Annotated in this window: 21 protein-coding genes and 1 pseudogene; 17 read left to right on the top strand and 5 right to left on the bottom strand. The window is 66.8% G+C overall.

Annotation, left to right across the window (positions count from 1 at the left end; genetic code table 11):
• The coding region (locus A5625_RS28445) for a FeoA family protein (RefSeq protein WP_232003715.1) at positions 1–323 on the top strand (323 nt) is incomplete at its 5' end.
• Between the two features lie 17 nt (positions 324–340).
• Here A5625_RS28445 and mntR read toward each other — a convergent pair.
• A pseudogene (gene mntR / locus A5625_RS16245) lies at positions 341–793 on the bottom strand (manganese-binding transcriptional regulator MntR); the annotation flags it as partial.
• 112 nt (positions 794–905) lie between these two features.
• Here mntR and A5625_RS16250 point away from each other — a divergent pair.
• The 5 genes from A5625_RS16250 (at position 906) to A5625_RS16270 (ending at position 7467) form a co-directional block, all read left to right on the top strand.
• Positions 906–1877: a bifunctional riboflavin kinase/FAD synthetase gene (locus A5625_RS16250; protein ID WP_066995801.1), complete on the top strand. Its 972-nt coding sequence runs from the start codon at positions 906–908 to the stop codon at positions 1875–1877.
• Positions 1878–2186: 309 nt separating this feature from the next.
• Positions 2187–2456, top strand: a complete 270-nt coding sequence (gene rpsO / locus A5625_RS16255; RefSeq protein ID WP_066995824.1) for a 30S ribosomal protein S15 — start codon at positions 2187–2189, stop codon at positions 2454–2456.
• A gap of 365 nt (positions 2457–2821) precedes the next feature.
• Positions 2822–5077: a polyribonucleotide nucleotidyltransferase gene (locus A5625_RS16260; protein ID WP_082984428.1), complete on the top strand. Its 2256-nt coding sequence runs from the start codon at positions 2822–2824 to the stop codon at positions 5075–5077.
• Complete coding sequence (locus A5625_RS16265; protein WP_066995879.1) at positions 5055–6437, top strand: pitrilysin family protein; 1383 nt, start codon at positions 5055–5057, stop codon at positions 6435–6437. Before A5625_RS16260 ends, A5625_RS16265 begins: the two co-directional genes overlap by 23 nt.
• A 4-nt stretch (positions 6438–6441) precedes the next feature.
• Positions 6442–7467, top strand: a complete 1026-nt coding sequence (locus A5625_RS16270) for a nitronate monooxygenase (RefSeq protein WP_066995830.1) — start codon at positions 6442–6444, stop codon at positions 7465–7467.
• Positions 7468–7481: 14 nt separating this feature from the next.
• Here the strand turns inward: A5625_RS16270 and ald are convergent, their stop codons facing one another.
• Entirely contained in the window at positions 7482–8597 is a 1116-nt protein-coding gene (gene ald / locus A5625_RS16275) for an alanine dehydrogenase (RefSeq protein ID WP_066995833.1), read from the bottom strand.
• A 90-nt stretch (positions 8598–8687) separates the two neighbouring features.
• Here ald and A5625_RS16280 point away from each other — a divergent pair, with 90 nt between their 5' ends.
• The 5 genes from A5625_RS16280 to A5625_RS16300 all read left to right on the top strand — a co-directional run bounded on the left by A5625_RS16280 (position 8688) and on the right by A5625_RS16300 (position 14517).
• Positions 8688–9149 carry an SRPBCC family protein gene (locus A5625_RS16280; protein WP_066995836.1) on the top strand — a complete coding sequence of 154 codons (462 nt, stop codon included), beginning with the start codon at positions 8688–8690 and terminating at the stop codon, positions 9147–9149.
• 21 nt (positions 9150–9170) lie between these two features.
• Positions 9171–10634, top strand: a complete 1464-nt coding sequence (locus tag A5625_RS16285) for an NAD(P)/FAD-dependent oxidoreductase (RefSeq protein ID WP_066995839.1) — start codon at positions 9171–9173, stop codon at positions 10632–10634.
• A gap of 126 nt (positions 10635–10760) precedes the next feature.
• Complete coding sequence (locus tag A5625_RS16290) at positions 10761–11669, top strand: metal-dependent hydrolase (protein WP_066995842.1); 909 nt, start codon at positions 10761–10763, stop codon at positions 11667–11669.
• 4 nt (positions 11670–11673) lie between these two features.
• On the top strand, positions 11674–13431 hold the full coding sequence (locus A5625_RS16295) for an SDR family oxidoreductase (RefSeq protein WP_066995845.1): 1758 nt from the start codon (positions 11674–11676) through the stop codon (positions 13429–13431).
• Between the two features lie 3 nt (positions 13432–13434).
• Positions 13435–14517, top strand: a complete 1083-nt coding sequence (locus A5625_RS16300; RefSeq protein WP_066995848.1) for a PDR/VanB family oxidoreductase — start codon at positions 13435–13437, stop codon at positions 14515–14517.
• Here A5625_RS16300 and A5625_RS16305 read toward each other — a convergent pair.
• Together A5625_RS16305 and A5625_RS16310 are read right to left on the bottom strand one after the other, a co-directional pair.
• Positions 14504–15010, bottom strand: coding sequence for a GNAT family N-acetyltransferase (locus tag A5625_RS16305; RefSeq protein ID WP_066995850.1), 507 nt, complete (start codon positions 15008–15010; stop codon positions 14504–14506). The two genes, A5625_RS16300 and A5625_RS16305, sit on opposite strands and share 14 nt — an antisense overlap.
• The gene (locus tag A5625_RS16310; RefSeq protein WP_066995853.1) at positions 15010–15660 is read right to left on the bottom strand and encodes a TetR/AcrR family transcriptional regulator; all 651 of its coding nucleotides are present in this window, start codon (positions 15658–15660) and stop codon (positions 15010–15012) included. The genes A5625_RS16305 and A5625_RS16310 overlap by 1 nt, the downstream gene beginning before the upstream one ends.
• Before the next feature lie 121 nt (positions 15661–15781).
• On the opposite strand from A5625_RS16310, the gene A5625_RS16315 reads away from it, so the two are divergent.
• From A5625_RS16315 to A5625_RS16340, 6 genes are all read left to right on the top strand, one after another.
• Entirely contained in the window at positions 15782–16801 is a 1020-nt protein-coding gene (locus A5625_RS16315) for a Rieske 2Fe-2S domain-containing protein (RefSeq protein WP_066995856.1), read from the top strand.
• Positions 16798–17880, top strand: a complete 1083-nt coding sequence (locus A5625_RS16320; protein WP_066995859.1) for a dihydrodipicolinate reductase — start codon at positions 16798–16800, stop codon at positions 17878–17880. Before A5625_RS16315 ends, A5625_RS16320 begins: the two co-directional genes overlap by 4 nt.
• A gap of 205 nt (positions 17881–18085) precedes the next feature.
• The gene (locus A5625_RS16325) at positions 18086–18643 is read left to right on the top strand and encodes a hypothetical protein (RefSeq protein ID WP_066995882.1); all 558 of its coding nucleotides are present in this window, start codon (positions 18086–18088) and stop codon (positions 18641–18643) included.
• Between the two features lie 75 nt (positions 18644–18718).
• Entirely contained in the window at positions 18719–19456 is a 738-nt protein-coding gene (dapB, locus tag A5625_RS16330) for a 4-hydroxy-tetrahydrodipicolinate reductase (RefSeq protein WP_066995862.1), read from the top strand.
• Entirely contained in the window at positions 19453–19920 is a 468-nt protein-coding gene (locus tag A5625_RS16335; RefSeq protein ID WP_066995865.1) for a hypothetical protein, read from the top strand. The genes dapB and A5625_RS16335 overlap by 4 nt, the downstream gene beginning before the upstream one ends.
• A complete protein-coding gene (locus A5625_RS16340; protein WP_066995867.1) occupies positions 19913–20368 on the top strand; it encodes a flavodoxin family protein in 456 nt (151 codons plus the stop codon). Before A5625_RS16335 ends, A5625_RS16340 begins: the two co-directional genes overlap by 8 nt.
• Before the next feature lie 6 nt (positions 20369–20374).
• Here the strand turns inward: A5625_RS16340 and A5625_RS16345 are convergent, their stop codons facing one another.
• Entirely contained in the window at positions 20375–21208 is an 834-nt protein-coding gene (locus tag A5625_RS16345; RefSeq protein ID WP_197516130.1) for a thioesterase family protein, read from the bottom strand.
• Between the last annotated feature and the right edge of the window lie 21 nt (positions 21209–21229).

Here is a 21229-nt window from a genome sequence, read left to right on the forward strand (position 1 = left end):
AATTCTGGGGCCTGCGGGGCGGGACCGCCATCATCACCGAGGTGGCGGCCCGTTACGGCTTGACCTCCACCACCCCGCCCGCCCGGCAGCTGTGGGCGTGCGGCGACGGGGACACCGGCACGGTGGCCCGCATCTCCGACGCCGACCCCGAGATGCTGCGCTACTTCACCGACGTCGGCATCAATCTGGACTCGCGGCTGCGGGTGCTGACCCGGCGCGAATTCGCCGGCATGATCTCGGTGGCAATCGACTCCGGCGAGGGCGCCGAGACGACGGTCGATCTGGGCAGCCCGGCCGCCCGGGCGATCTGGGTGGTGGCCTGATGTTTTCGCGCACGGCGCGGCACCTGTCCGTCCGACGCCGGAATCGGGTCACCGTGCGGGTCGCGTTGTGGGAATCCCAGCTTGGCGTCGATGCGGGCCACCAGGCGGTCCGACACCGCGTGCTCGAGCACCTCGGCCTCGTCGTGCACCTCATCCCAGGCGTAGCCCAGCTCGTTGACCAGGAAGGTCTCCAGCAGCCGATGCCGGCGCACCATCTCCAGCGCCGCCCGCCGCCCCGCCTCGGTCAGCGTCACCGCACCGTATTTCTCGTGGTCGACGAGGCCCTGCTCGGCGAGTTTGCGGATGGACTCCGAGGCCGTGCTGGCCGATACCCCGATCTTCTCGGCCAGCATCTTGGTGCTGACCTTTTGCGGCGCGTCTTTGGGGGACCACTCCTGGGCATTCCAGATGACCTTGAGGTAGTCCTGGCCGACCGCGGTGATACCGCCATGCTCTTCGTCAGCCCTCACAACCAGAAAGTTTAGGCCCCACGCCTGATCCGACGTGTTCCCCGACACCATCGCGGGGCTGCGGCGCGTCTCGACCTCCCGACGAGCCACTCGGCGCCGTAGGCTTGCGGTCGTGCAGCGGTGGCGCGGCCAGGACGAGATACCCACGGACTGGGGCAGGTGTGTGCTCACCATCGGTGTATTCGATGGCGTGCACCGCGGCCACGCCGAGCTGATCGCGCATGCGGTGAAGGCGGCGCGGGCCCGCAACGTCCCGACCGTGTTGATGACGTTCGACCCGCATCCGATGGAAGTGGTTTACCCGGGCAGCCACCCCGCACAGTTGACGACGCTGACCCGGCGCGCCGAGCTGGTCGAAGAACTGGGCATCGATGTCTTCCTGGTGATGCCTTTCACCAGCGACTTCATGAAACTCACGCCGGACCGCTACGTGCATGAGCTGCTGGTGGAGAACCTGCACGTGGTCGAGGTCGTGGTGGGGGAGAACTTCACGTTCGGCAAGAAGGCGGCCGGCAATGTCGAGACCCTGCGGCGCGCCGGCGAGCGATTCGGATTCGCGGTCGAGTCCATGTCGCTGCTTTCCGAGCACCACAGCAACGAGACCGTGACGTTCTCGTCCACCTACATCCGGTCCTGTGTGGACGCCGGCGACATGGTGGCGGCCACCGATGCGCTGGGCCGCCCGCACCGCGTCGAGGGCGTGGTGGTCCGGGGTTACGGGCGCGGCGCCGAATTGGGCTTTCCCACCGCGAACGTGGCGCCGCCGATGTATTCGGCCATCCCGGCCGACGGTGTGTACGCCGCGTGGTTCACCGTGCTCGGCCACGGGCCGGTGACCGGGACCGTCGTCCCGGGCGAGCGTTATCAGGCGGCGGTGTCGGTGGGCACCAACCCGACCTTCTCCGGACGCACCCGCACCGTCGAGGCGTTCGTCCTGGACACCGATGCCGACCTGTACGGCCAGCATGTGGCGCTGGATTTCGTCGCCCGCATCCGCGGTCAGCACAAATTCGACTCCGTCAAGGAACTCGTGGCCGAGATGGGTGAGGACACCGACAAGGCGCGCCAGCTGCTGTCGGACTGAGCGCACCCGAACCGCGCACGTGCCACTGCAGTCGCTGCGGCGAGCCTGGTGCCTTGTGTCCGCCTCCGAGCGACTTTGCCGCGGACGCCGGATTGTCGCTGAAATGCGGGCGACAGGTCACATCTCCCATCGAGGGGCTTCTGGGGCGGATGTGAAGGACAAGGCAACCTCAGCGTCAGGGCACCTCACCGTTTAGGCCGGCCGCTCTAGGCGCTGCTAAACTGCCGGACGACATCGGCGCGTGCTGCGGTTCGCGGTGGCCGCGCCTTGAACATTTACCTTTCGCGGACCGATTGATGGAGACAGTTCGTGGCGCTGACAGCCGAGCAGAAAAAAGAAATCCTGGGCAACTACGGCCTGCATGACACCGACACCGGTTCCCCGGAGGCGCAGGTCGCGCTGCTGACCAAGCGGATCGCCGACCTGACCGAGCACCTGAAGGTCCACAAGCACGACCACCACTCGCGGCGCGGACTGCTGCTGCTGGTCGGGCGGCGGCGCCGGCTGCTCAAATACGTCGCTCAGATCGATGTGGAGCGGTACCGCTCGCTGGTCGAGCGGCTTGGCCTGCGTCGCTGACGCTCGCCGATCCGGGGTGTTGTCGCCCCGCGAATCCCAAGCGATATGGCGGGCAGAGGCCGCCCGTGTAGAGTGAGGACGTTCTGGGCCGGTTCGGCCCGAGCAAACGGTGCGGTCACGCAGATCCGCGTGTGCCGTTCCAGCGTGTCACTACGCACGTTCGAGGGAGCAGCCAGTCTGCATCGGGCGGTCTTCGGTAGTGGCTGCCGGGCTCTCCGGATCTGGGGCAGGTCGGCCGCTTCGATCGATGGCCGTAGCCGTATTCAGACTCAGCGCCTCCCGCGGGTGACCCGTGGCCGTCAGGCCTGCGGTTCGCGCGTGGTCACGCGAAAAAGCTGAATACAAGAGAGGCCGTACGGACGTCCATGTCTGTCGCTGAAATTGAAGAGGGCGTGTTCGAGGCGACCGCCACTATCGACAACGGGAGCTTTGGCACCCGCACCATTCGTTTCGAGACCGGCCGGTTGGCTCAGCAGGCCGCCGGCGCCGTCGTCGCCTACCTCGACGACGAGAACATGCTGTTGTCGGCGACCACCGCCAGCAAGAGCCCCAAGGAGCACTTCGACTTCTTCCCGCTGACCGTCGATGTCGAGGAGCGGATGTATGCCGCAGGTCGCATCCCCGGTTCGTTTTTCCGCCGGGAGGGCCGTCCCTCCACCGATGCCATCCTGACCTGCCGGCTCATCGACCGGCCGCTGCGCCCGTCGTTCGTCTCCGGGCTGCGTAACGAAATCCAGGTCGTGGTGACGGTCATGAGCCTGGACCCCAATGACCTGTACGACGTGCTGGCGATCAACGCCGCGTCGGCCTCGACCCAGCTGAGCGGCCTGCCCTTCTCGGGTCCCATCGGTGGGGTGCGGGTCGCGCTCATCGACGGCACCTGGGTGGCGTTCCCGACCGTCGAGCAGCTCGAGCGGGCCGTGTTCGACATGGTGGTGGCCGGCCGCAAGGTCGACGGCGACGTCGCGATCATGATGGTCGAGGCCGAGGCCACCGAGAAGGTCATCGAGCTCGTCGAGGGCGGTGCTCAGGCGCCGACGGAAACCGTTGTGGCCGAAGGCCTGGAGGCGGCCAAGCCGTTCATCGCAGTGCTGTGCACCGCGCAGGAGGAGCTGGCCGGGGCCGCCGCCAAGCCCGTCGGCGAGTACCCGACATTCCCGGACTACCAGGAAGACGTCTACTACTCGGTGGCTTCGGTGGCCACCGACGAGCTGGCCAAGGCGCTGACCATCGGCGGCAAGGCCGAGCGCGACGCGCGCACCGACGAGCTCAAGGCCGAGGTGCTCGAGCGGCTCGCCGACACCTACGAGGGCCGCGAGAAAGAGGTCAGCGCCGCGTACCGGTCACTGACCAAAAAGCTGGTGCGCCAGCGCATTCTGACCGACCACTTCCGCATCGACGGCCGCGGCATCACCGACATCCGCGCGTTGTCGGCCGAGGTCGCCGTGGTGCCGCGGGCGCACGGCAGCGCGCTGTTCCAGCGCGGCGAGACCCAGATCCTGGGTGTGACCACGCTCGACATGGTCAAGATGGCTCAGCAGATCGACTCGTTGGGACCCGAAACCAGCAAACGCTACATGCACCACTACAACTTCCCGCCGTACTCGACCGGTGAGACCGGCCGGGTGGGCTCGCCCAAGCGGCGTGAGATCGGGCACGGCGCGCTCGCCGAGCGGGCCCTGATTCCGGTGCTGCCCGGTGTCGAGGAGTTCCCGTACGCCATCCGTCAGGTGTCCGAGGCGTTGGGCTCCAACGGCTCGACGTCGATGGGGTCGGTGTGTGCGTCCACCCTGTCGCTGCTGAATGCCGGTGTGCCGCTGAAGGCGCCGGTGGCGGGCATCGCAATGGGCCTGGTCTCCGACGACGTCGAGGTGGACGGCAAGACCGAGCGCCGCTTCGTCACCCTGACCGACATCCTGGGCGCCGAGGACGCGTTCGGCGACATGGACTTCAAGTGCGCCGGCACCAAGGACTTCGTCACCGCGTTGCAGCTGGACACCAAGCTCGACGGCATCCCGTCGCAGGTGTTGGCGGGTGCGCTGGGACAGGCCAAGGACGCGCGACTGACCATCTTGGAGGTGATGGCCGAGGCCATCGACGCGCCCGACGAGATGAGCCCGTACGCACCCCGGGTCACCACCATCAAGGTTCCGGTGGACAAGATCGGCGAGGTCATCGGCCCTAAGGGCAAGGTCATCAACGCCATCACCGAGGAGACTGGTGCGCAGATCTCCATCGAGGACGACGGCACCGTGTTCGTCGGCGCCACCGACGGTCCCTCGGCGCAGGCCGCGATCGACCGGATCAACGCCATCGCCAACCCGCAGCTGCCCACCGTCGGCGAGCGGTTCCTCGGAACCGTGGTCAAGACAACCGATTTCGGTGCGTTCGTGTCGCTGCTGCCCGGGCGTGACGGTCTGGTGCACATCTCCAAGCTCGGTAAGGGCAAGCGGATCGCGAAGGTCGAAGACGTGGTGAACGTCGGCGACAAGCTGCGCGTCGAGATCGCCGACATCGACAAGCGCGGCAAGATCTCGCTGGTCTTGGTGGAGGAAGACAGCTCGGCTCCTGCCGATGCTCCCGCGGCCGCTCCCGCAGATGCCGCAACGGCGAGCAGCTGACTCATCGACCGGGACACGTCCCGGTCGGGCCGGCGCACTGCGCCGGGGCAAGGTCGCTGAGGCGGAATCGACACCCCAAGCCGCGCTGCGGCGTACCACGCTGCCGGGTGGCTTGCGGGTGGTCACCGAATACCTGCCCTCGGTGCGTTCCGCATCGGTGGGGGTCTGGGTCGGGGTCGGCTCGCGCGACGAGGGTGCCACCGTGGCCGGCGCCGCGCACTTCCTGGAGCACCTGCTGTTCAAGTCGACTCCCAGTCGTACGGCGGTGGATATCGCGCAGGCGATGGATGCCGTCGGAGGAGAGCTGAACGCGTTCACCGCCAAGGAGCACACCTGCTACTACGCGCATGTGCTGGACACCGATCTGGCGCTGGCCGTCGACCTGGTCGCCGACGTGGTGCTCAACGGGTGCTGTGCCGCCGACGATGTGGAGCTGGAACGCGACGTGGTCCTCGAAGAGATCGCGATGCGCGACGACGATCCCGAGGACGCACTCGGTGACATGTTCCTGAGTGCGCTCTTCGGTCACCACCCGGTGGGCCGGCCCGTCATCGGCAGCGCGCAGTCGGTGGCGTCGATGACCCGGAACCAACTGCACTCGTTTCATGTCCGCCGCTACACCCCGGATCGGATGGTGGTGGCGGTGGCCGGCAATGTCGACCACCACGAGGTGGTCGCGTTGGTGCGCGAGCACTTCGGGCCACATCTGGTCCGCGGGCGTGAACCCATCGCGCCGCGCAGGGGTGCGGGACGGGTCAGCGGCCGCCCCGGTCTGATGCTGGCCAACCGCGACGCCGAGCAGACCCACGTGTCGTTGGGCGTCCGCACGCCCGGGCGGGGCTGGGAGCATCGCTGGGCGCTGACCGTGCTCAACACCGCGCTGGGCGGGGGGCTGAGCTCCAGGCTGTTCCAGCAGATTCGAGAGCTTCGCGGGTTGGCCTACTCGGTGTATTCGACGGTCGACGTCTTCGCCGACAGCGGAGCGCTGTCCGTTTACGCTGCCTGCCAACCCGAACGCTTCGCCGAGGTGATGGCGGTGACCAGCGACGTGCTCGACTCGGTGGTCCGCGACGGCATCACCGAGTCGGAATGCCGCATCGCCAAGGGCGCGCTGCGCGGTGGGCTGGTGCTCGGTCTCGAGGATTCCAGCTCGCGGATGAGCCGGCTGGGCCGCAGCGAGCTCAACTACGGCAGACACCACACCATCGAGCACACCCTGCACCAAATCGATCAGGTGACCGTCGAAGAGGTGAACGCGGTGGCCCGCCGGCTGCTCGGGCAGCGCTACGGCGCTGCGGTTATCGGCCCGTATGCCGCCAAACGGTCACTGCCCCAACAACTTCGGGCGATGGTAAATTAGCCGCATGGTACTGGGCTTCTGGGACATCATGGTGCCCATCGTGGGTGCACCCATGGCCGGCGGGCCCGGGACTCCCGCGTTGGCCGCGGCGGTGTCCAATGCCGGTGGGCTCGGCTTCGTTCCGGGTGGACACCGCAGCGCCGAGCAGTTCGCCGACGACATCGCCGCGGCCCGCAAGGCCACCACCGGCCCGCTCGGCGTGAACTTGTTTGTGCCCCAGCCCAGTGTGGCCGACTGGGTGGCCCTGCATTACTACGCGGCAGAGCTCGAGGAAATCGCCGAGCACTATCAAGTGGAGGTCGGTCACCCGCAGCACGGCGACGACGACGAGTGGGAGCAGAAGCTCGAAGTGGTGGCCGATGTCCGGCCCGAGCTGGTGTCTTTTACCTTCGGGGTGCCGCCGCCCGACGTGATCCGGCGGTTGGGCGCTCTGGGCCTGCTGGTGATGGTCACGGTGACATCGGCCTACGAGGCGGGAGTGGCCGTCGCGGCCGGCGCCGACAGCCTGGTGGTCCAGGGCCCCGCCGCCGGCGGGCACCGCGGCACGTTCGCCCCGGACATGGAACCCGCCAACGAGTCCCTGCACCAGCTCATCGACCGGATCCGCAACGCCCATGACATCCCGATCATCGCGGCGGGCGGACTGGGCACCGCCGACGAAGTCGGGGCCGTGCTGCGCAGGGGAGCGGTGGCCGCCCAGGTCGGCACTGCGCTACTTCTCGCCGACGAAGCGGGCACCAACTCGGCGCACCGCGTCGCCCTGAAGAACCCACTGTTCGCCACCACCGTCGTCACGCGAGCATTCTCCGGCCGATATGCGCGCGGTCTGGAAAACGACTTCACCCGCATGCTCGATCACGTGGCGCCGCTGGGCTATCCCGAGGTCAACCAGATGACGTCACCGATCCGGGAAGCGGCGGCGGCCATCGATGATCCCAACGGAATGCCGCTATGGGCCGGGACGTCATTCAAGAACGCGTGTGCCGGCCCGGCGGCCGACATCATCGCCGATCTCGCGGCCGCGATTTAGCCATCCCGCACCGGTCAGCCCAACACGCCGGCCGGGTCGGTGAACGGCAAACCGAGGTCGGTGGCCACCTGTTCAGATAGCAGCGCGCCGTTATGCGTCGAAAGACCTTTGGCCAGAGCATGATCCGATCGACACGCCGCCTGCCATCCGCGGTCGGCAAGCGCGAGCACGTAAGGCATGGTCGCGTTGGTCAGTGCCACCGTCGACGTCTTGGGCACCGCGCTTGGCATGTTCGCCACGCAGTAGAACAGCGTGTCGTGCACCGCGAAGGTGGGGTCGTCATGCGTGGTCGGCCGCGAGTCTTCGAAGCAACCGCCCTGGTCGATCGAGATGTCCACCAGAACCGCGCCAGATTTCATCTGTGAGACAAGAGAATTCGAGATCAGATTGGGCGCCTTCGCGCCGGGCAGCAGCACGGCGCCGATCACCAGATCGGCACGCTTGACGGTGCCCTCCAGGTCGTAGGCCGACGAGTAACGGGTGCGGACTTGGCCGCCGAACTCCGCGTCGAGCAGCCGAAGCTTGTTGATGTTGACGTCGAGCACCGTGACCGACGCCCCCATACCGCCGGCTACCCGAGCCGCGTTGTAGCCGGCCGTCCCGGCGCCGATCACCACGACATCGGCGGGTTTGACGCCTGGAACACCGCCCATCAGCACGCCGCGCCCGCCGTGGGTGCGCATCAGGTGATACGCCCCGACCTGAGCTGACAGCCGGCCGGCGACCTCGCTCATCGGGGCCAGTAACGGCAGTGTGCCGTCGGCGGTTTGGACCGTCTCGTAGGCGATCGCCGTCGTTGCGGATGCCAGCAGTGCTTCGGTGCAGGAACGCGACGCGGCCAGATGTAGATAGGTGAACAGAATCTGGTTGGGCCGCAACAGCTCATACTCGACCGGGATCGGCTCTTTGACCTTGAGCAGCAGGTCGGCGTCGGCCCAGACCTGTTCGGCCGTATCGGCCAGTTGGGCGCCCGCCGCCTTGAACTCGGAATCGGAGATCGCCGACCCTTCCCCCGCGCCGGCCTGGACGAACACGTCGTGGCCGCGGCGGGTCAACTCGGCGACACCGGCGGGGGTGATGGCCACCCGGAACTCATTGGTCTTGGTCTCGGTCGGTACGCCGACTCGCATGCTCGCCCCTTGGTTGCCGATTCATGTTCAAGTGTGAAGAAACTTCGCGGGAGCCGCAAAGGCTGGCTGTTTGCTGGCTATGATCGGCGAATGACCGACCCGAGCGTGACGGCCACCGTGCAGATCGACGCCCGGCCCGAGGTGGTGTACCGGCTCATCACCGACCTGCCCACGCTGGCATCGCTGGCCGAGGAGGCGGTGGCGATGCAGTGGCGCAAGGGCAACGCGCTGCGCCCGGGCGCGGTGTTCACCGGCCACAATCAGAGCGGCAGTCGGCGCTGGAGCACCAAATGCACGGTCACCAACGTGGAACCGGGCCGCCTCTTCGCGTTCGACGTGACCCACACCATCTTTCCGATCGCGCGCTGGCAGTACGACATCGCCGCGGCGGACGGTGGCTGCGCGGTCACCGAGAGCACCTGGGACCGCAGGCCCGGGTGGTTCCGCAAGGTCGCGGGCAAGGCCACCGGCGTCAGCGATCGGGTGACTGCCAACACCGAGCACATCCGACTCACCTTGCAGCGCCTCAAGCAGCGCGCCGAGACCGAGTAGCCGAGAGCCGCGGGAGTTCCGATGACGCGACGTGATCCCGCCGTAGCCGTCGTCGGAGCCGGTATGTCCGGGCTATGCATGGCAATTGCCTTGCTGCGCAGCGGCATTACCGACGTCACCATCTACGAGAAGGCCGACGAGGTGGGCGGCACCTGGCGGGACAACACCTACCCCGGTCTGGTCTGCGACATCCCCTCGCGTATCTATCAGTACAGCTTTGCCAGGAACCCCGACTGGTCGCACCTGTTCTCACCCGGTGGTGAAATCCAGGCCTACTTCCGCGGCGTCGCCGACCGTTATGGGTTGCGGGAACGGATCCGGTTCGGCACCGAGATCTGTCATGCACGTTTCGACGACGGCCGCTGGGTGCTGCGCACCGACGCCGGCGAGGAGAGCACAGTCGACTTCCTGATCTCGGCCACCGGCGTGCTGCATCACCCGCGGATGCCATCGATCCCGGGTTTGGATGACTTCGGCGGCAATGTGTTTCACTCGGCACGCTGGGATCATGGCGTCGACGTGCGGGGGCGCCGCGTCGCGGTCGTCGGCAACGGGTCCACGGGTGTGCAGCTGGTGTGCGGGCTGGCCGGGGTGGCGGGCCACGTCACGTTGTTCCAGCGCACCGCGCAGTGGGTACTGCGGCTGGCCAATCCCCGCTACAGCGGTTTCACCGGGATTACCCGGCGCAAGATGCCATGGCTGGATGCGTTGGCGTACCGGATTTACAGCCGCGGATACGACTTCTTCGCGGTGGGACTGACCAAGCCGGGCCTGCGGCGAAAGATGATGTCGGCGCTGTGCCGCGCCAGTCTCTGGGAGGTGCGCGATCCCGCGTTGCGGCGGTCTCTGACCCCGGACTACACGCCCGCCTGCAAACGCCTGGTGATGTCGAACGGTTTCTACCGGGCGATGCAGCGCGACGACGTCGAATTGGTCACCGCCGGTATCGACCATGTGGAACCGCGCGGCATCGTCACCGACGACGGTGTGCTGCACGAGATGGACATCATCGTGCTCGCCACCGGATTCGACACACATGCGTTCTTCCGGCCGATGGAGCTGATCGGCCGGAACGGGATCGCCGCCAACGATGTCTGGCGCGACGGCCCGCGCGCTTACCAAACCGTCGCGCTGTCCGGCTTTCCCAACTTCTTCATGATGTTGGGACCGCACAGCCCGGTGGGAAACCTCGCGCTGACGACCGTGGCCGAATCGCAGGCCGACCACATCCTGGGCTGGATCGAACGCTGGTGCCGCCGCGAATTCGACACGATCGAGCCGACCGCCGCAGCGACCGAGCGCTTCAACGACAAGCTGCGGGCCGCGATGCCCGACACCGTGTGGACCACCGGCTGCAACAGCTGGTACCTCAACAAAGACGGCGTGCCCGAGGTGTGGCCCCTCACTCCGGCCGAACACCGCAGGATGCTGGCAAACCCCGACCCCGGCCAGTACGAGCTGCGCCGCGGCGCCGCAACCCGCTGAGCGCAGCCGCGAAGAGAAACCCAGTACCGGCGGTTTCGCATATCTACCCCGCGTCCCTATACTTGGGTCGCGCGACGTCCACCGCAAAACCGTGATCGAGGGCTAAACGCCGAGGTAGGGGGCACGATGCTGACCGTCGACAACCAAGCAGCGGGTCCACACGACGCCTCGCTGGACCACGAGCGACTGGTGCTCGAGGCCCGCGATGTGGACTTCGACTGGGCGAACTTGCCGTTCCACTACGTGCCTGGTGAGCCGTTCGCCACCCACGTGCTCAACGTGCTGCACCTGCTGCTGCCGGCCGGGGAAGAGTTCTTCGTCGAGGTGTTCAAGCAGACCCTGCCGCTGATCAAGGACGACCAGCTGCGGCTGGATGTCCAGGGCTTCATCGGCCAGGAAGCCGTGCATTCCCAGGCGCACGCGAACGTGCTCGCCCACTTCGCCGCGCGCGACATCGACCTGACTCCCTACACCGGCCAGATCAAGTGGCTGTTCGACAAGCTGCTGGGGCCGCGGCCCGACTGGAGCCCGCGCCGCCAGCAGGGCTGGCTGCTCGAGCAGGTTTCCATCGTCTCCGCCATCGAGCACTACACCGCCATTCTGGGCGAGTGGATTCTCGACGCGCCGGCCCACGACAAGATCGGGACCGACCCGGTGATGCTGGACATGCTGCGCTGGCACGGCGCCGAAGAAGTCGAACACAAGGCGGTGGCCTTCGACACTATGAAGCATCTGCAGGCCGGCTATTGGCGGCAGGTGCGCGCCCAGCTGGTGGTGACGCCCGCGATGCTGCTGCTCTGGATTCGCGGCGTGCGGTTCATGTACTCGCTGGATCCCTATCTGCCGCCGCGCAGCAAGCCGCGCTGGCGGGATTACTTCAAGGCCGCCCGCCGCGGGCTGGTGCCCGGGCCGCTGCGGTTCATCCGCGCGATCGGGAACTACTACCGGCCGGGCTTCCATCCCTCGCAACTCGGCGGACTGGGCCAGGCAGTCGACTATCTGGCGATCTCGCCCGCCGCGCGGGCCTCGCACTGATCCAATGAGCACCACATCGAGCATCACCGCCAGCGACGGCGTCACGCTGGCCGTGCACCGCTACACCGAGATCGACCCGGCGCGGCCCACCATCCTGGCTGTTCACGGCTTTCCCGACAATCACCACGTCTGGGATGCGGTGGCCCACGAGCTGACCGGCGAGCCCTACAACTTCGTCGCCTACGACGTGCGCGGGGCGGGTGAATCCACCTGTCCCGCAACGCGTTCCGGGTATGTTTTCATGCAACTGGTCTCCGACATCGGTGCCGTGATCGACAGCCTCGGCGTCGGGCGGGTGCACTTGCTGGCCCACGACTGGGGGTCGATTCAGGCATGGGCGGCGGTCACCGACGAGTCGGTGATGGGCAAGGTCGCCTCCTTCACCTCGATCTCGGGTCCGCACCTGAACTACGCCGGCGCCTTTCTGCGGTCGGCACGCACGCCGCGGGCCCTGGCTCGGGTTGTCCGACAACTGATCTCGTCGGGCTACATCGGTTTCTTCTTGTGCCCGGGCCTGCCGGAACTGTCATTCCGGTCCAAGGTCGGCGTGAAACTCATTGAGGCCCTTGAGCGCATCGGGCGGTCGAGCACTCGCAGCCAACGCCACGACACCATGCGCTCGGTCACCGACTACGTGCACGGGCTCAACCTGTACCGGCAGAACATGCCGGCGCCGATGCTGTCGCCCGGCCGGCAGCTGCCCAAGACCAGCGTCGCCGTGCAGACTCTGGTTCCGCGCCGGGACATGTTCGTCACGCCGGCGCTGCAACGGTTCACCGGCGCAATTCCCGAGGGCGGCAGGGTGATCGAGGTTGAGGGTGGGCACTGGGTGGTGACGTCGCGTCCGGATGTCATCGCCCGGCTGACCACCGAGTGGGTCGATCTCACCGTCGCCGGAGAAGCCGGCACCGCCGCGTCGCAGGTGCGCGGCGAACGGCGCGAGGTGCGCGGAAAACTCGCCCTGGTCACCGGATCCGGCGCCGGAATCGGCAGGGCGACGGCGGTGGAGCTGGCCCGTCACGGCGCCCGCAAGATCGTGCTGGTCGACCGTGATCTGGCGGCCGCCAACGAAACCGCCGACGCCGTTCGCGCCGCGTGCGCCGAGGCCGCGGTCTACCAGGTCGACGTCAGCGACGAGGCCGCGATGAATGAGCTTGCGGCGCAAGTGCGCAACGAGCACGGTGTGGTCGACATCCTGGTCAACAACGCCGGCATCGGGATGGCGGGCCGGTTCCTGGAGACCAGTTCAGCGAACTGGGAAGACATCATGGGCGTCAACGTACGCGGCGTCATCTCCGGCAGCAGGGCATTCGGTGCGCAGATGGTCGAGCGCGGCGAGGGCGGCACGATCATCAACGTGGCGTCGGCGGCGGCCTACCTACCGTCGAAATCCATGGTCGCCTACAGCACCACCAAGGCGGCCGTGCTGGCACTCAGCGAGTCATTGCGTGCCGACTTCGCCGACGAGGGCATCACCGTCACAGCGGTGTGCCCGGGATTCGTCAACACCAACATCGCCAAGAACACCATCTACGCCGGGATGAGCACAGAGCAGCAGGAGCGGGCGCGGGGCAAGGCCGACGCCGCCTACCGGCGGCGCAACTTCACCCCGGAAGCGACCGCCAAGGCGATCGTCAAGGCCGTCAGGACCGGTCCTGCCGTGTTGCCGATCGCCGCGGAATCCAAGATCGGTTATGCGATGCGGCGCATCAGCCCGGGAATGATCCGGCTGTTCGCGCGCTTGGACATTCGGCAGAAGTAGGGGATTTCGGTGCCGGAGAGTATTTGGGCCAGTAGACCCGCCGACCTGTACGGCCGGCGCACCCACGACCGCTTCGGGTCGTTGTTGTGGGGCGTCCGCGCGGTGTTCGAGGGCTTCGCCACGGTGTCGCGATGGGAGCCCTCGCGGGTACAGCCGGTGCGGCGCAAGCTGACCGCCGTGGTGACCACCCGAGAACTCGTCGCGCCGGACGTCGTCGCGTTGACGTTGGCCGACCCCGACGGCGGGTTACTCCCGTCCTGGACGCCCGGCGGGCACATCGACGTTGTGTTGCCCTCCGGCCGGCGTCGGCAGTACTCGTTGTGCGGCCCGCCCGGGCGGCGCACCGACTATCGCATCGCTGTCCGCCGGATCGCCGATGGCGGGGGCGGATCCGTGGAGATGCATGAAACTTTCGACGTGGGCGACACGCTTGTCTTCGAAGGCCCGCGCAACGCGTTTTATCTCGGCACCGCCGAACAGGACGTGTTGTTCGTGATCGGCGGGATCGGGGTGACGCCCATTCTGCCGATGATCCAGGTGGCCGCGCGGCGCGGTATCAATTGGCGCGCAATCTATACCGGCCGCAGCCGGGCGTACATGCCGCTGCTCGACGAGGTCGTGTCGGTGGGGCCGGACCGGGTGACGGTGTGGGCCGACGACGAGCACGGCCGCTTCGCCACGGTGGCAGAGCTGTTGGCCGAAGCGGGACCGGCGACCGCTGTCTACGTATGCGGGCCGAGCGCCATGCTCGAAGCCGTCCGGATTGCCCGCAACGAACACGCCGGTGCGCCACTGCATTACGAAAGGTTCAGCCCGGCGCCGATCGTCGACGGAGTTCCCTTCGAGCTGGAGTTCGCGCGATCGGGACAGGTGCTCGCGGTGCCGCCGAATCGGACCGCACTCGACGTCATGCTCGATCGGGATCCGACGACACCGTACTCGTGCCGGCAGGGGTTTTGCGGCACATGCAGGGTGAAAGTGCTTGCCGGACAAGTGGATCACCGTGGCCGCGCCGTGGCGGGGGATGACGGCATGCTGGTGTGCGTCTCCCGGGCCGACGGCGAGCGGGTGGTCATCGACGCCTGAGTCGGTAGCCCAGGTGGGGCACCTTCACCCCGGGCGCCGGCTCCCAATTCAGCGTGCGACCGTCGGGGTGAAAGTCGTTCTTCTCATAGAAGCGCCGGGCCGCGGCATTGGCCTCGGCACACCACAAGACGACATCACAGCCGGGGTCGCAGTCCAGGACCTTGGCCAGCAGCAGGCCGCCGATGCCATGCCGTTGGCTTTCCGGCGAAATGTAGAGCGCATCGAGTTGGAGGCGCTCCGGGTCATCGGGATCCGGCCCGAAGATCGTCATGCCCAGAAGCTGCCCGCTGCTCTCGGCGATCCACATGCGCCACCCCGGCCGGCTGAGGTCTCGGGGGTACAGCAGCACGGCCCAGCGTTTCGGCGACGTGAGCGCGTCGAGTACGTGTGCCGGCAGAACGCCGGCCCAGGATTGTCGCCAGACCCGGTAGTGCATGGCCGCCACATCGGCGAAATCGATTGGGGTGGCCTCGCGCAACGTGATGTCGGCCATTACGGCCGGGATTGCTCGAGGTAGGCGGTCAGCGCGTTGGTCAGGCCCCGGCGCGCCATGTCGAGATCGGCGTAGGAACCCAGCTGGCGCTCCGACACCAGGCCACGCATTGCGCCGGGGATCAGCGCGGCCACCTCGCGGACCCGATCCGGGTCGACGGCCAAACCGGCGAAGGCGTGCTGGCAGGTCTCCAACCAGCTTTTGCCCCAGGAGAACAGCTCGGCCGCCGTGCGTGGGTAAAGCCGCTCGAGCTCGCCGGGGTCCCGCGGCAGGGCGGCCCGCAGGTTTTCGATCGCGCGTGAATCCGGGGAGGCCAAGCCGCGGTAGAGGGTCTCGATGATGGCGCCGACCCGCTCGCGCAGCGGCGCCTCCGGCGAGACCGGTGTCGACAGGGTCGAGAACGTCGCGGCGCGGCGTTCGGCGGTGCGATGCAGCACCGCGGCCCAGAATCCGTCGGTGTCGCCGAACTGGTACTGCACCGCACCCCAGGTGGCACCGATGTCTTTGGCGATGCGATTGGCCGATACCGAGCCGGGCTCGCCGGAGGCCAGCGAGCGCAGCGCCGCCTCCAGCATGCTTTCCCGAGTCGCGTTGCCCCGCCGATTCGGGCGCCGGCCTGCGACACCGGCCGCGCTGCTCTGATGGGTCATCCGCCGATCTTAGCCGTTGGCACCCAGCCAACCGAAGAGTTTCATAGAGGGTACTTTGATTTTATCGGGGCGCGGCCTATCATTCGTACCCGAGGGAGGACAGTTCACATGGCAGGGCTCGATGGCTAAGCCACCGTTGTCGATGAAACCGACTGGCTGGTTCCAGGTCGCCTGGTCCGACGAGATCGGCGTCGGCGACGTGCACAAAATGAAGTACTTCGACCAGGAGATGGTCGCCTGGCGCGCCGAATCCGGCGAGCTCACCGTGATGAACGCCTACTGCGAGCACCTGGGCGCGCACCTGGGGTACGGCGGCAAGGTCGTCGGGGAGGTGCTGCAATGCCCGTTCCACGGGTGGCAGTGGAGCCGGGAGGGCCGCAACGTCTGCATCCCGTATCAGGAGCGGCCCAACCGTGGCCGCCGCATTCGCACCTACCCGGTGGTGGAGCGCAACGCGTCGGTGTACATCTGGCACGACCTCGACCGTCGCGAACCGTACTTCGATGCTCCGGACGTGTTCGCCGCGTTCGAGGACGGCAGCAGCGCGGACGACTACTACCCGCAGCAGCGGCTGTATCGCGAAGCCCTGGAAATGCATCCGCAATACGTGCTCGAGAACGGGGTGGACTTCGCGCACTTCAAGTACGTGCACAGCACCCCGATCGTGCCGGTGTTCACCCGCCACGACTTCGCCGAGCCGGTGTCCTACGTCGACTTCACCATTACCTTCGAAGGCGATGACGGCCAAAAGATCGAGGACGTCAACAGCGGAGTACAAGCCATCAACGGCGGTCTGGGCATCGCGGTGACCAAGAGCTGGGGCATGGTCGACAACCGCACCATCTCGGCGATCACGCCTGTCGACGAGTGCACCTCCGACGTCCGCTTCATGGTCTATATCGGCCGGACGCCGCACAAAGAAGCCGTAGCGGGCCTCGAAAAAGCTCGAGCCAAGGCGGACGAATTCGGGCGAGAAGTGATCCGGCAGTTCGAGCAGGACATCGACATCTGGCAGCACCAGCGGTATTCGGATCCGCCGGCACTGGCCACCGACGAGTACGAAGGCTTCACCGCAATTCGCAAGTGGGCCAAGCAGTTCTATCCCGAGTCGTTTGTACCGCAGGAAGGCTTAAAGCAATGAGTGCAGCACCGGTTCGCGTCTTTCAGGTCGGAAGCGGAAACGTCGGCTCGGAGATGATCAAGCGGATCGCTACCCAGCCCGACATCGAACTTGTTGGCGTGCACAGTTATTCACCGGAGAAGGTCGGCAAGGACACCGGAGAGTTCGCCGGACTGGCGCCCAACGGGGTGGCGTTTACCGGAACGGTCGAGGAGATCATCGCCGCCAAGCCCGACGTGTTGACTTTTCACGGAGTGTTTCCCGACGAGGATCTCTACGTGCAGGTGCTTGAGGCGGGCATCAATATCGTCACCACCGCCGACTGGATCACCGGCTGGCACCGCGACAAGAACCACCCGCACCCGTCCGGCAAGCCGGTGACCCAGCTTTTGGCCGAGGCCGCCGAGAAGGGCGGCGCGACGTTCTACGGCACCGGGATGAACCCGGGCCTGAACCAGATACTCGGGGTGGTGTGCTCGGCCGATGTCGCCGACATCGAGAACGTCACCACCATCGAATCGGTCGACGTGTCGTGCCACCATTCCAAGGACACCTGGATCGAGGTCGGTTACGGCCAGCCGGTCGACGACCCCGAAATTCCCGCCAAGCTGGAGAAGTACACCCGCGTCTTCGCGGACAGCGTGTACATGATGGCCGACTGTTTCGACCTGCGGCTCGACGAGGTCAAGTTCAGCTATCAGCTCGGCGCATGCACCAAGGACGTCGACCTGGGCTGGTACACGCTGCCGAAGGGTTCGCTGGGTGGTAACTACATCAAGTATCAGGGCATGGTCGACGGCGTGCCGCGGGTCGAGACGCACCTGGAATGGCAGATGACCCCGCACACCGACCCCAGCTGGAACATCAAGGGCTGCTACATCACTCAGATCCAGGGCGACCCCTGCATCTACAACAAGCACATGATTTTCCCCAAGCCCGGCGTCGACCTGTCCAACCCGGACAACTTCGCCTCCATCGGCATGACCGTCACCGGTATGCCCGCCCTCGCCTCGATCAAGTCGGTGGTGGCGGCGCCACCGGGACTCATCACCAGCGCCGATCTACCGCTGCGCGGATTCGCCGGGCGGTTCAAGAAGTAGCCGTTCGGGACGACGCTTTGGTGCCAATCTATTTCAGCCGCAACGGGATTCGCTGTTCGACGCCAACCCGGTACCACCGGGGTCGGCAGGCCGCCGCGCTGACGTGCTCCTGGCACTTCAGCAACCGGGCAAGCCAGGATCGGCTTGACGCGGGCGTCGGACAGTTCCGCGTTTTTCGTGGCAGCGCTATGGGTAATCTCCCGTGGTGCGCGCGGGATTTGTCAACGCCGCAGCCGCGGTCGCCGTGGTGATCGCCGCATGCCCGTGCCCTCCCGGATCGGCCGACACGCCCGAGAGCCCACCGTTCCCGATCGGTGAGCTGGGCGTACCCGTGCATGCGCGGACGGCCGGCGGCGGGACCGCCGACATCACCGTCAACAGTGCAACGTGGTTACCGCCGGGGTGCACCTCTCATTTTGCGAATCCGACGCCCGACTCCGCATGCAACGTGGTGGAAATGACTATCACCTCGACGTCCCACCGTTTCTTCCAGTTCAACCAGAACCATGTGTTCGCCGGACACGGCGGCGGCAATCAGCCATGGACCCATCCCGACGATGCGCCCCAGCCGGCAACGTTAGCGGTCGACTTCCGGAGGCTCGACAAGATGCCCCCGCTGACATCGGGTGGCCTGCAGGACGGGCAGACCACGCATGGGTTTGTCGGCTTCGCTATGCCGACGGCAGGCGACCTGTACATCACGATGAACGATCCCGCGCAACCCGCTCCCTACGCCGTAGCGGGCTGGATCGTCCACACCTGATCGGCACACGTTCGAGGTCATGAAGTAACTCGACGCATGCGGCGGCACAGAATTGCCCCGGTCTAGGGTGAAGCCATGCGGGTAGGAGTGCTGGGAGCCAAGGGCAAGGTCGGATCGGCAATGGTGGCAGGCGTGCAGGCCGCCGAGGATCTGAGCCTGTCGGCCGAAGTGGACGCCGGTGACCCGATGAGCCTGCTGACCGAGGCCAACACAGAGGTCGTCATCGACTTCACCCACCCCGACGTAGTGATGGACAACCTAGAGTTCGTCATCGGCAACGGGATTCACGCCGTCGTCGGCACCACCGGCTTCACCGCCCAGCGGCTACAGCAGGTACAGGCCTGGCTTGCCGACAGCCCGAACACGTCGGTGCTGATCGCGCCGAACTTCGCGATCGGGGCGGTGCTGTCGATGCACTTCGCCAAGCAGGCCGCGCCCTTCTTCGACTCGGCAGAGGTGATCGAGCTGCATCACCCACATAAGGCCGACGCCCCTTCCGGAACCGCGACGCGCACCGCGAAACTGATCGCCGAGTCGCGAAAAGACTTGCCGCCTAACCCCGATGCCACCAGCACCAGTCTGCCGGGCGCCCGCGGCGCCGACGTCGACGGCATCCCGGTGCACTCGGTGCGGCTGGCCGGGCTGGTCGCTCATCAGGAGATCTTGTTCGGCACCGAAGGGGAGACGCTGACCATCCGCCACGACAGCATCGATCGGACCTCGTTCGTGCCCGGTGTGCTGCTGGCGGTGCGGCGCATCAAAGAACGCCCCGGCCTCACGGTGGGTCTCGAGGCCCTGCTCAATCTGCAATGAGCGACACTGCGCGGGTGGTGCGCACCCAATTGCTGGTCGCCTTCATGTGCCTGGCGCTGTTGGTGTACTTCGTGCTGTTGGGGCGGGTGGCCGTCGCGATGATCGCCTCCGGCCGGGCCGCCGCCGTCGGACTGGGATTGGCGGTGTTGATCCTGCCCGTGATCGGGCTGTGGGCGATGATCGCCACCCTGCGCGCCGGGTTCGCCCACCAGAAATTGGCCCGGCTGATCGCGGCCGACGGCATGGAGCTGGACACCAGCGCACTGCCGCGCCGCCCGTCAGGCCGCATCCAACGCGACGCGGCCGACGAACTGTTCGCCACGGTGCGCACCGAAGTCGAAGACCACCCGGACGACTGGCGGCACTGGTATCGGCTGGCCCGCGCCTACGACTATGCCGGGGATCGCCGCCGCGCCCGCGAGGCCATGAAGACGGCCGTAAACCTGCAGGCGCGCCATGAGTAAGACGCTGCTGATCGTGCACCACACGCCGTCGCCGCACACCCACGAGATGTTCGAGGCGGTGGTCTCCGGCGCGACCGACCCCGACATCGAGGGCGTGGAGGTGTTGCGCCGCCCGGCGCTGACGGTCTCGCCGGCCGAGATGCTGGCCGCCGACGGCTATCTGCTGGGCACCCCGGCGAACCTGGGCTACATCTCGGGTGCTCTCAAGCACGCCTTCGACTGCTCCTACTACCAGCTGCTCGACTCCACTCGCGGCCGACCGTTCGGGCTGTACCTGCACGGCAACGAGGGCACTGAGGGCGCCGAACGCGCTGTCGACACCATCACGACGGGCCTGGGTTGGTCCAAAGCCGCAGCGACTGTGATCGTTTCGGGCAAACCCGGTAAGGACGAGCTGCAGGCATGTTGGGAGCTCGGGGCGACGGTCGCCGCCCAGCTTATGGAATGACCTCGCCTATCCGAAGGTCGGCTTGAAGGCGTCGGCCGGTTGCGCAAGGGCCAGCGCGGAGCTGGTGCCGATCGGCCCATACCGGTCGAACAGGGTGGCGGCGCCGGTGGCGACACCCGCGGTGCCGTAGTGGCTCTGGGCGGCCAGTCCGAGGAATTCGCCGTCGGGCAGCCGGCTTGCGGTGACGGTGTAGTCGGCGTTGATGTAACGCAATCCGCTTGTGCCCCAATGGGTGAGCGAACTGGTGATGTCACCGACGAAAGCCAGCCGGGTGAACGGAGTGAGCGGGTGGCCGTGCACCATCGGGCGAAACAATCGGGCCCAGGCGAACTTCTGGGAATGCGTCTGCTCCCATTCCCCGGCGGCGATACCGGGACTGCCTTCCAAGGTAGCCCCGTACCCCCAGATGAGGAACGGCATCTCGTCGGGAAAGCCGTCCGAGGACGAGGGCAGCGGCGGCATTTGCGCTGGGGACGACCACACCTGTCCGTCGGGATGATCCCCGCGGCGCAGGAATAGCGCGCTGGCCCGGGCGACCACCGTGCCGTTCTGCACCAGGCTGCCGTCGACCAGCTTGATCCGCCGGCCCTCGCGCTGCACCGAGGTCTGAATCTGCACCGGCTCCATCATGGCCGGACGCAACAGGTCAACCGTGAAACGGGCGGGCTGCAGATCCGGATCGATCCCGGATTGCTCTATGCCCCAACCCAACAGGCCCCCGACGATCTGGCCGCCCATCGCCGCACCCCATGGCCCCTGCGTCAGTTGGCCCGGAACATAGGAGTCGCCGTCTACAGTGAAGAACGCCTCAGGCATGATGGCGGAATCCTCGATCGTCACCGCTATCACGATAGGGCAGCA

The organism is Mycobacterium sp. 1465703.0 (assembly GCF_001672975.1).
GTDB lineage: Bacteria > Actinomycetota > Actinomycetes > Mycobacteriales > Mycobacteriaceae > Mycobacterium.

Bases quoted from the DNA above. Each gene is read 5' to 3' on its own strand.
- A5625_RS16280 (WP_066995836.1), top strand. From the start codon at position 8,688: ATGACCGACCCGAGCGTGACGGCCACCGTGCAGATCGACGCCCGGCCC.
- A5625_RS16340 (WP_066995867.1), top strand. From the start codon at position 19,913: ATGAGTAAGACGCTGCTGATCGTGCACCACACGCCGTCGCCGCACACC.
- A5625_RS16265 (WP_066995879.1), top strand. From the start codon at position 5,055: ATGCCGCAACGGCGAGCAGCTGACTCATCGACCGGGACACGTCCCGGT.
- ald (WP_066995833.1), bottom strand. From the start codon at position 8,597: ATGCGAGTCGGCGTACCGACCGAGACCAAGACCAATGAGTTCCGGGTG.
- A5625_RS16260 (WP_082984428.1), top strand. From the start codon at position 2,822: ATGTCTGTCGCTGAAATTGAAGAGGGCGTGTTCGAGGCGACCGCCACT.
- dapB (WP_066995862.1), top strand. From the start codon at position 18,719: ATGCGGGTAGGAGTGCTGGGAGCCAAGGGCAAGGTCGGATCGGCAATG.
- A5625_RS16290 (WP_066995842.1), top strand. From the start codon at position 10,761: ATGCTGACCGTCGACAACCAAGCAGCGGGTCCACACGACGCCTCGCTG.
- A5625_RS16315 (WP_066995856.1), top strand. From the start codon at position 15,782: ATGGCTAAGCCACCGTTGTCGATGAAACCGACTGGCTGGTTCCAGGTC.
- A5625_RS16305 (WP_066995850.1), bottom strand. From the start codon at position 15,010: ATGGCCGACATCACGTTGCGCGAGGCCACCCCAATCGATTTCGCCGAT.
- A5625_RS16310 (WP_066995853.1), bottom strand. From the start codon at position 15,660: ATGACCCATCAGAGCAGCGCGGCCGGTGTCGCAGGCCGGCGCCCGAAT.
- A5625_RS16335 (WP_066995865.1), top strand. From the start codon at position 19,453: ATGAGCGACACTGCGCGGGTGGTGCGCACCCAATTGCTGGTCGCCTTC.
- A5625_RS16270 (WP_066995830.1), top strand. From the start codon at position 6,442: ATGGTACTGGGCTTCTGGGACATCATGGTGCCCATCGTGGGTGCACCC.
- A5625_RS16320 (WP_066995859.1), top strand. From the start codon at position 16,798: ATGAGTGCAGCACCGGTTCGCGTCTTTCAGGTCGGAAGCGGAAACGTC.
- A5625_RS16285 (WP_066995839.1), top strand. From the start codon at position 9,171: ATGACGCGACGTGATCCCGCCGTAGCCGTCGTCGGAGCCGGTATGTCC.
- A5625_RS16295 (WP_066995845.1), top strand. From the start codon at position 11,674: ATGAGCACCACATCGAGCATCACCGCCAGCGACGGCGTCACGCTGGCC.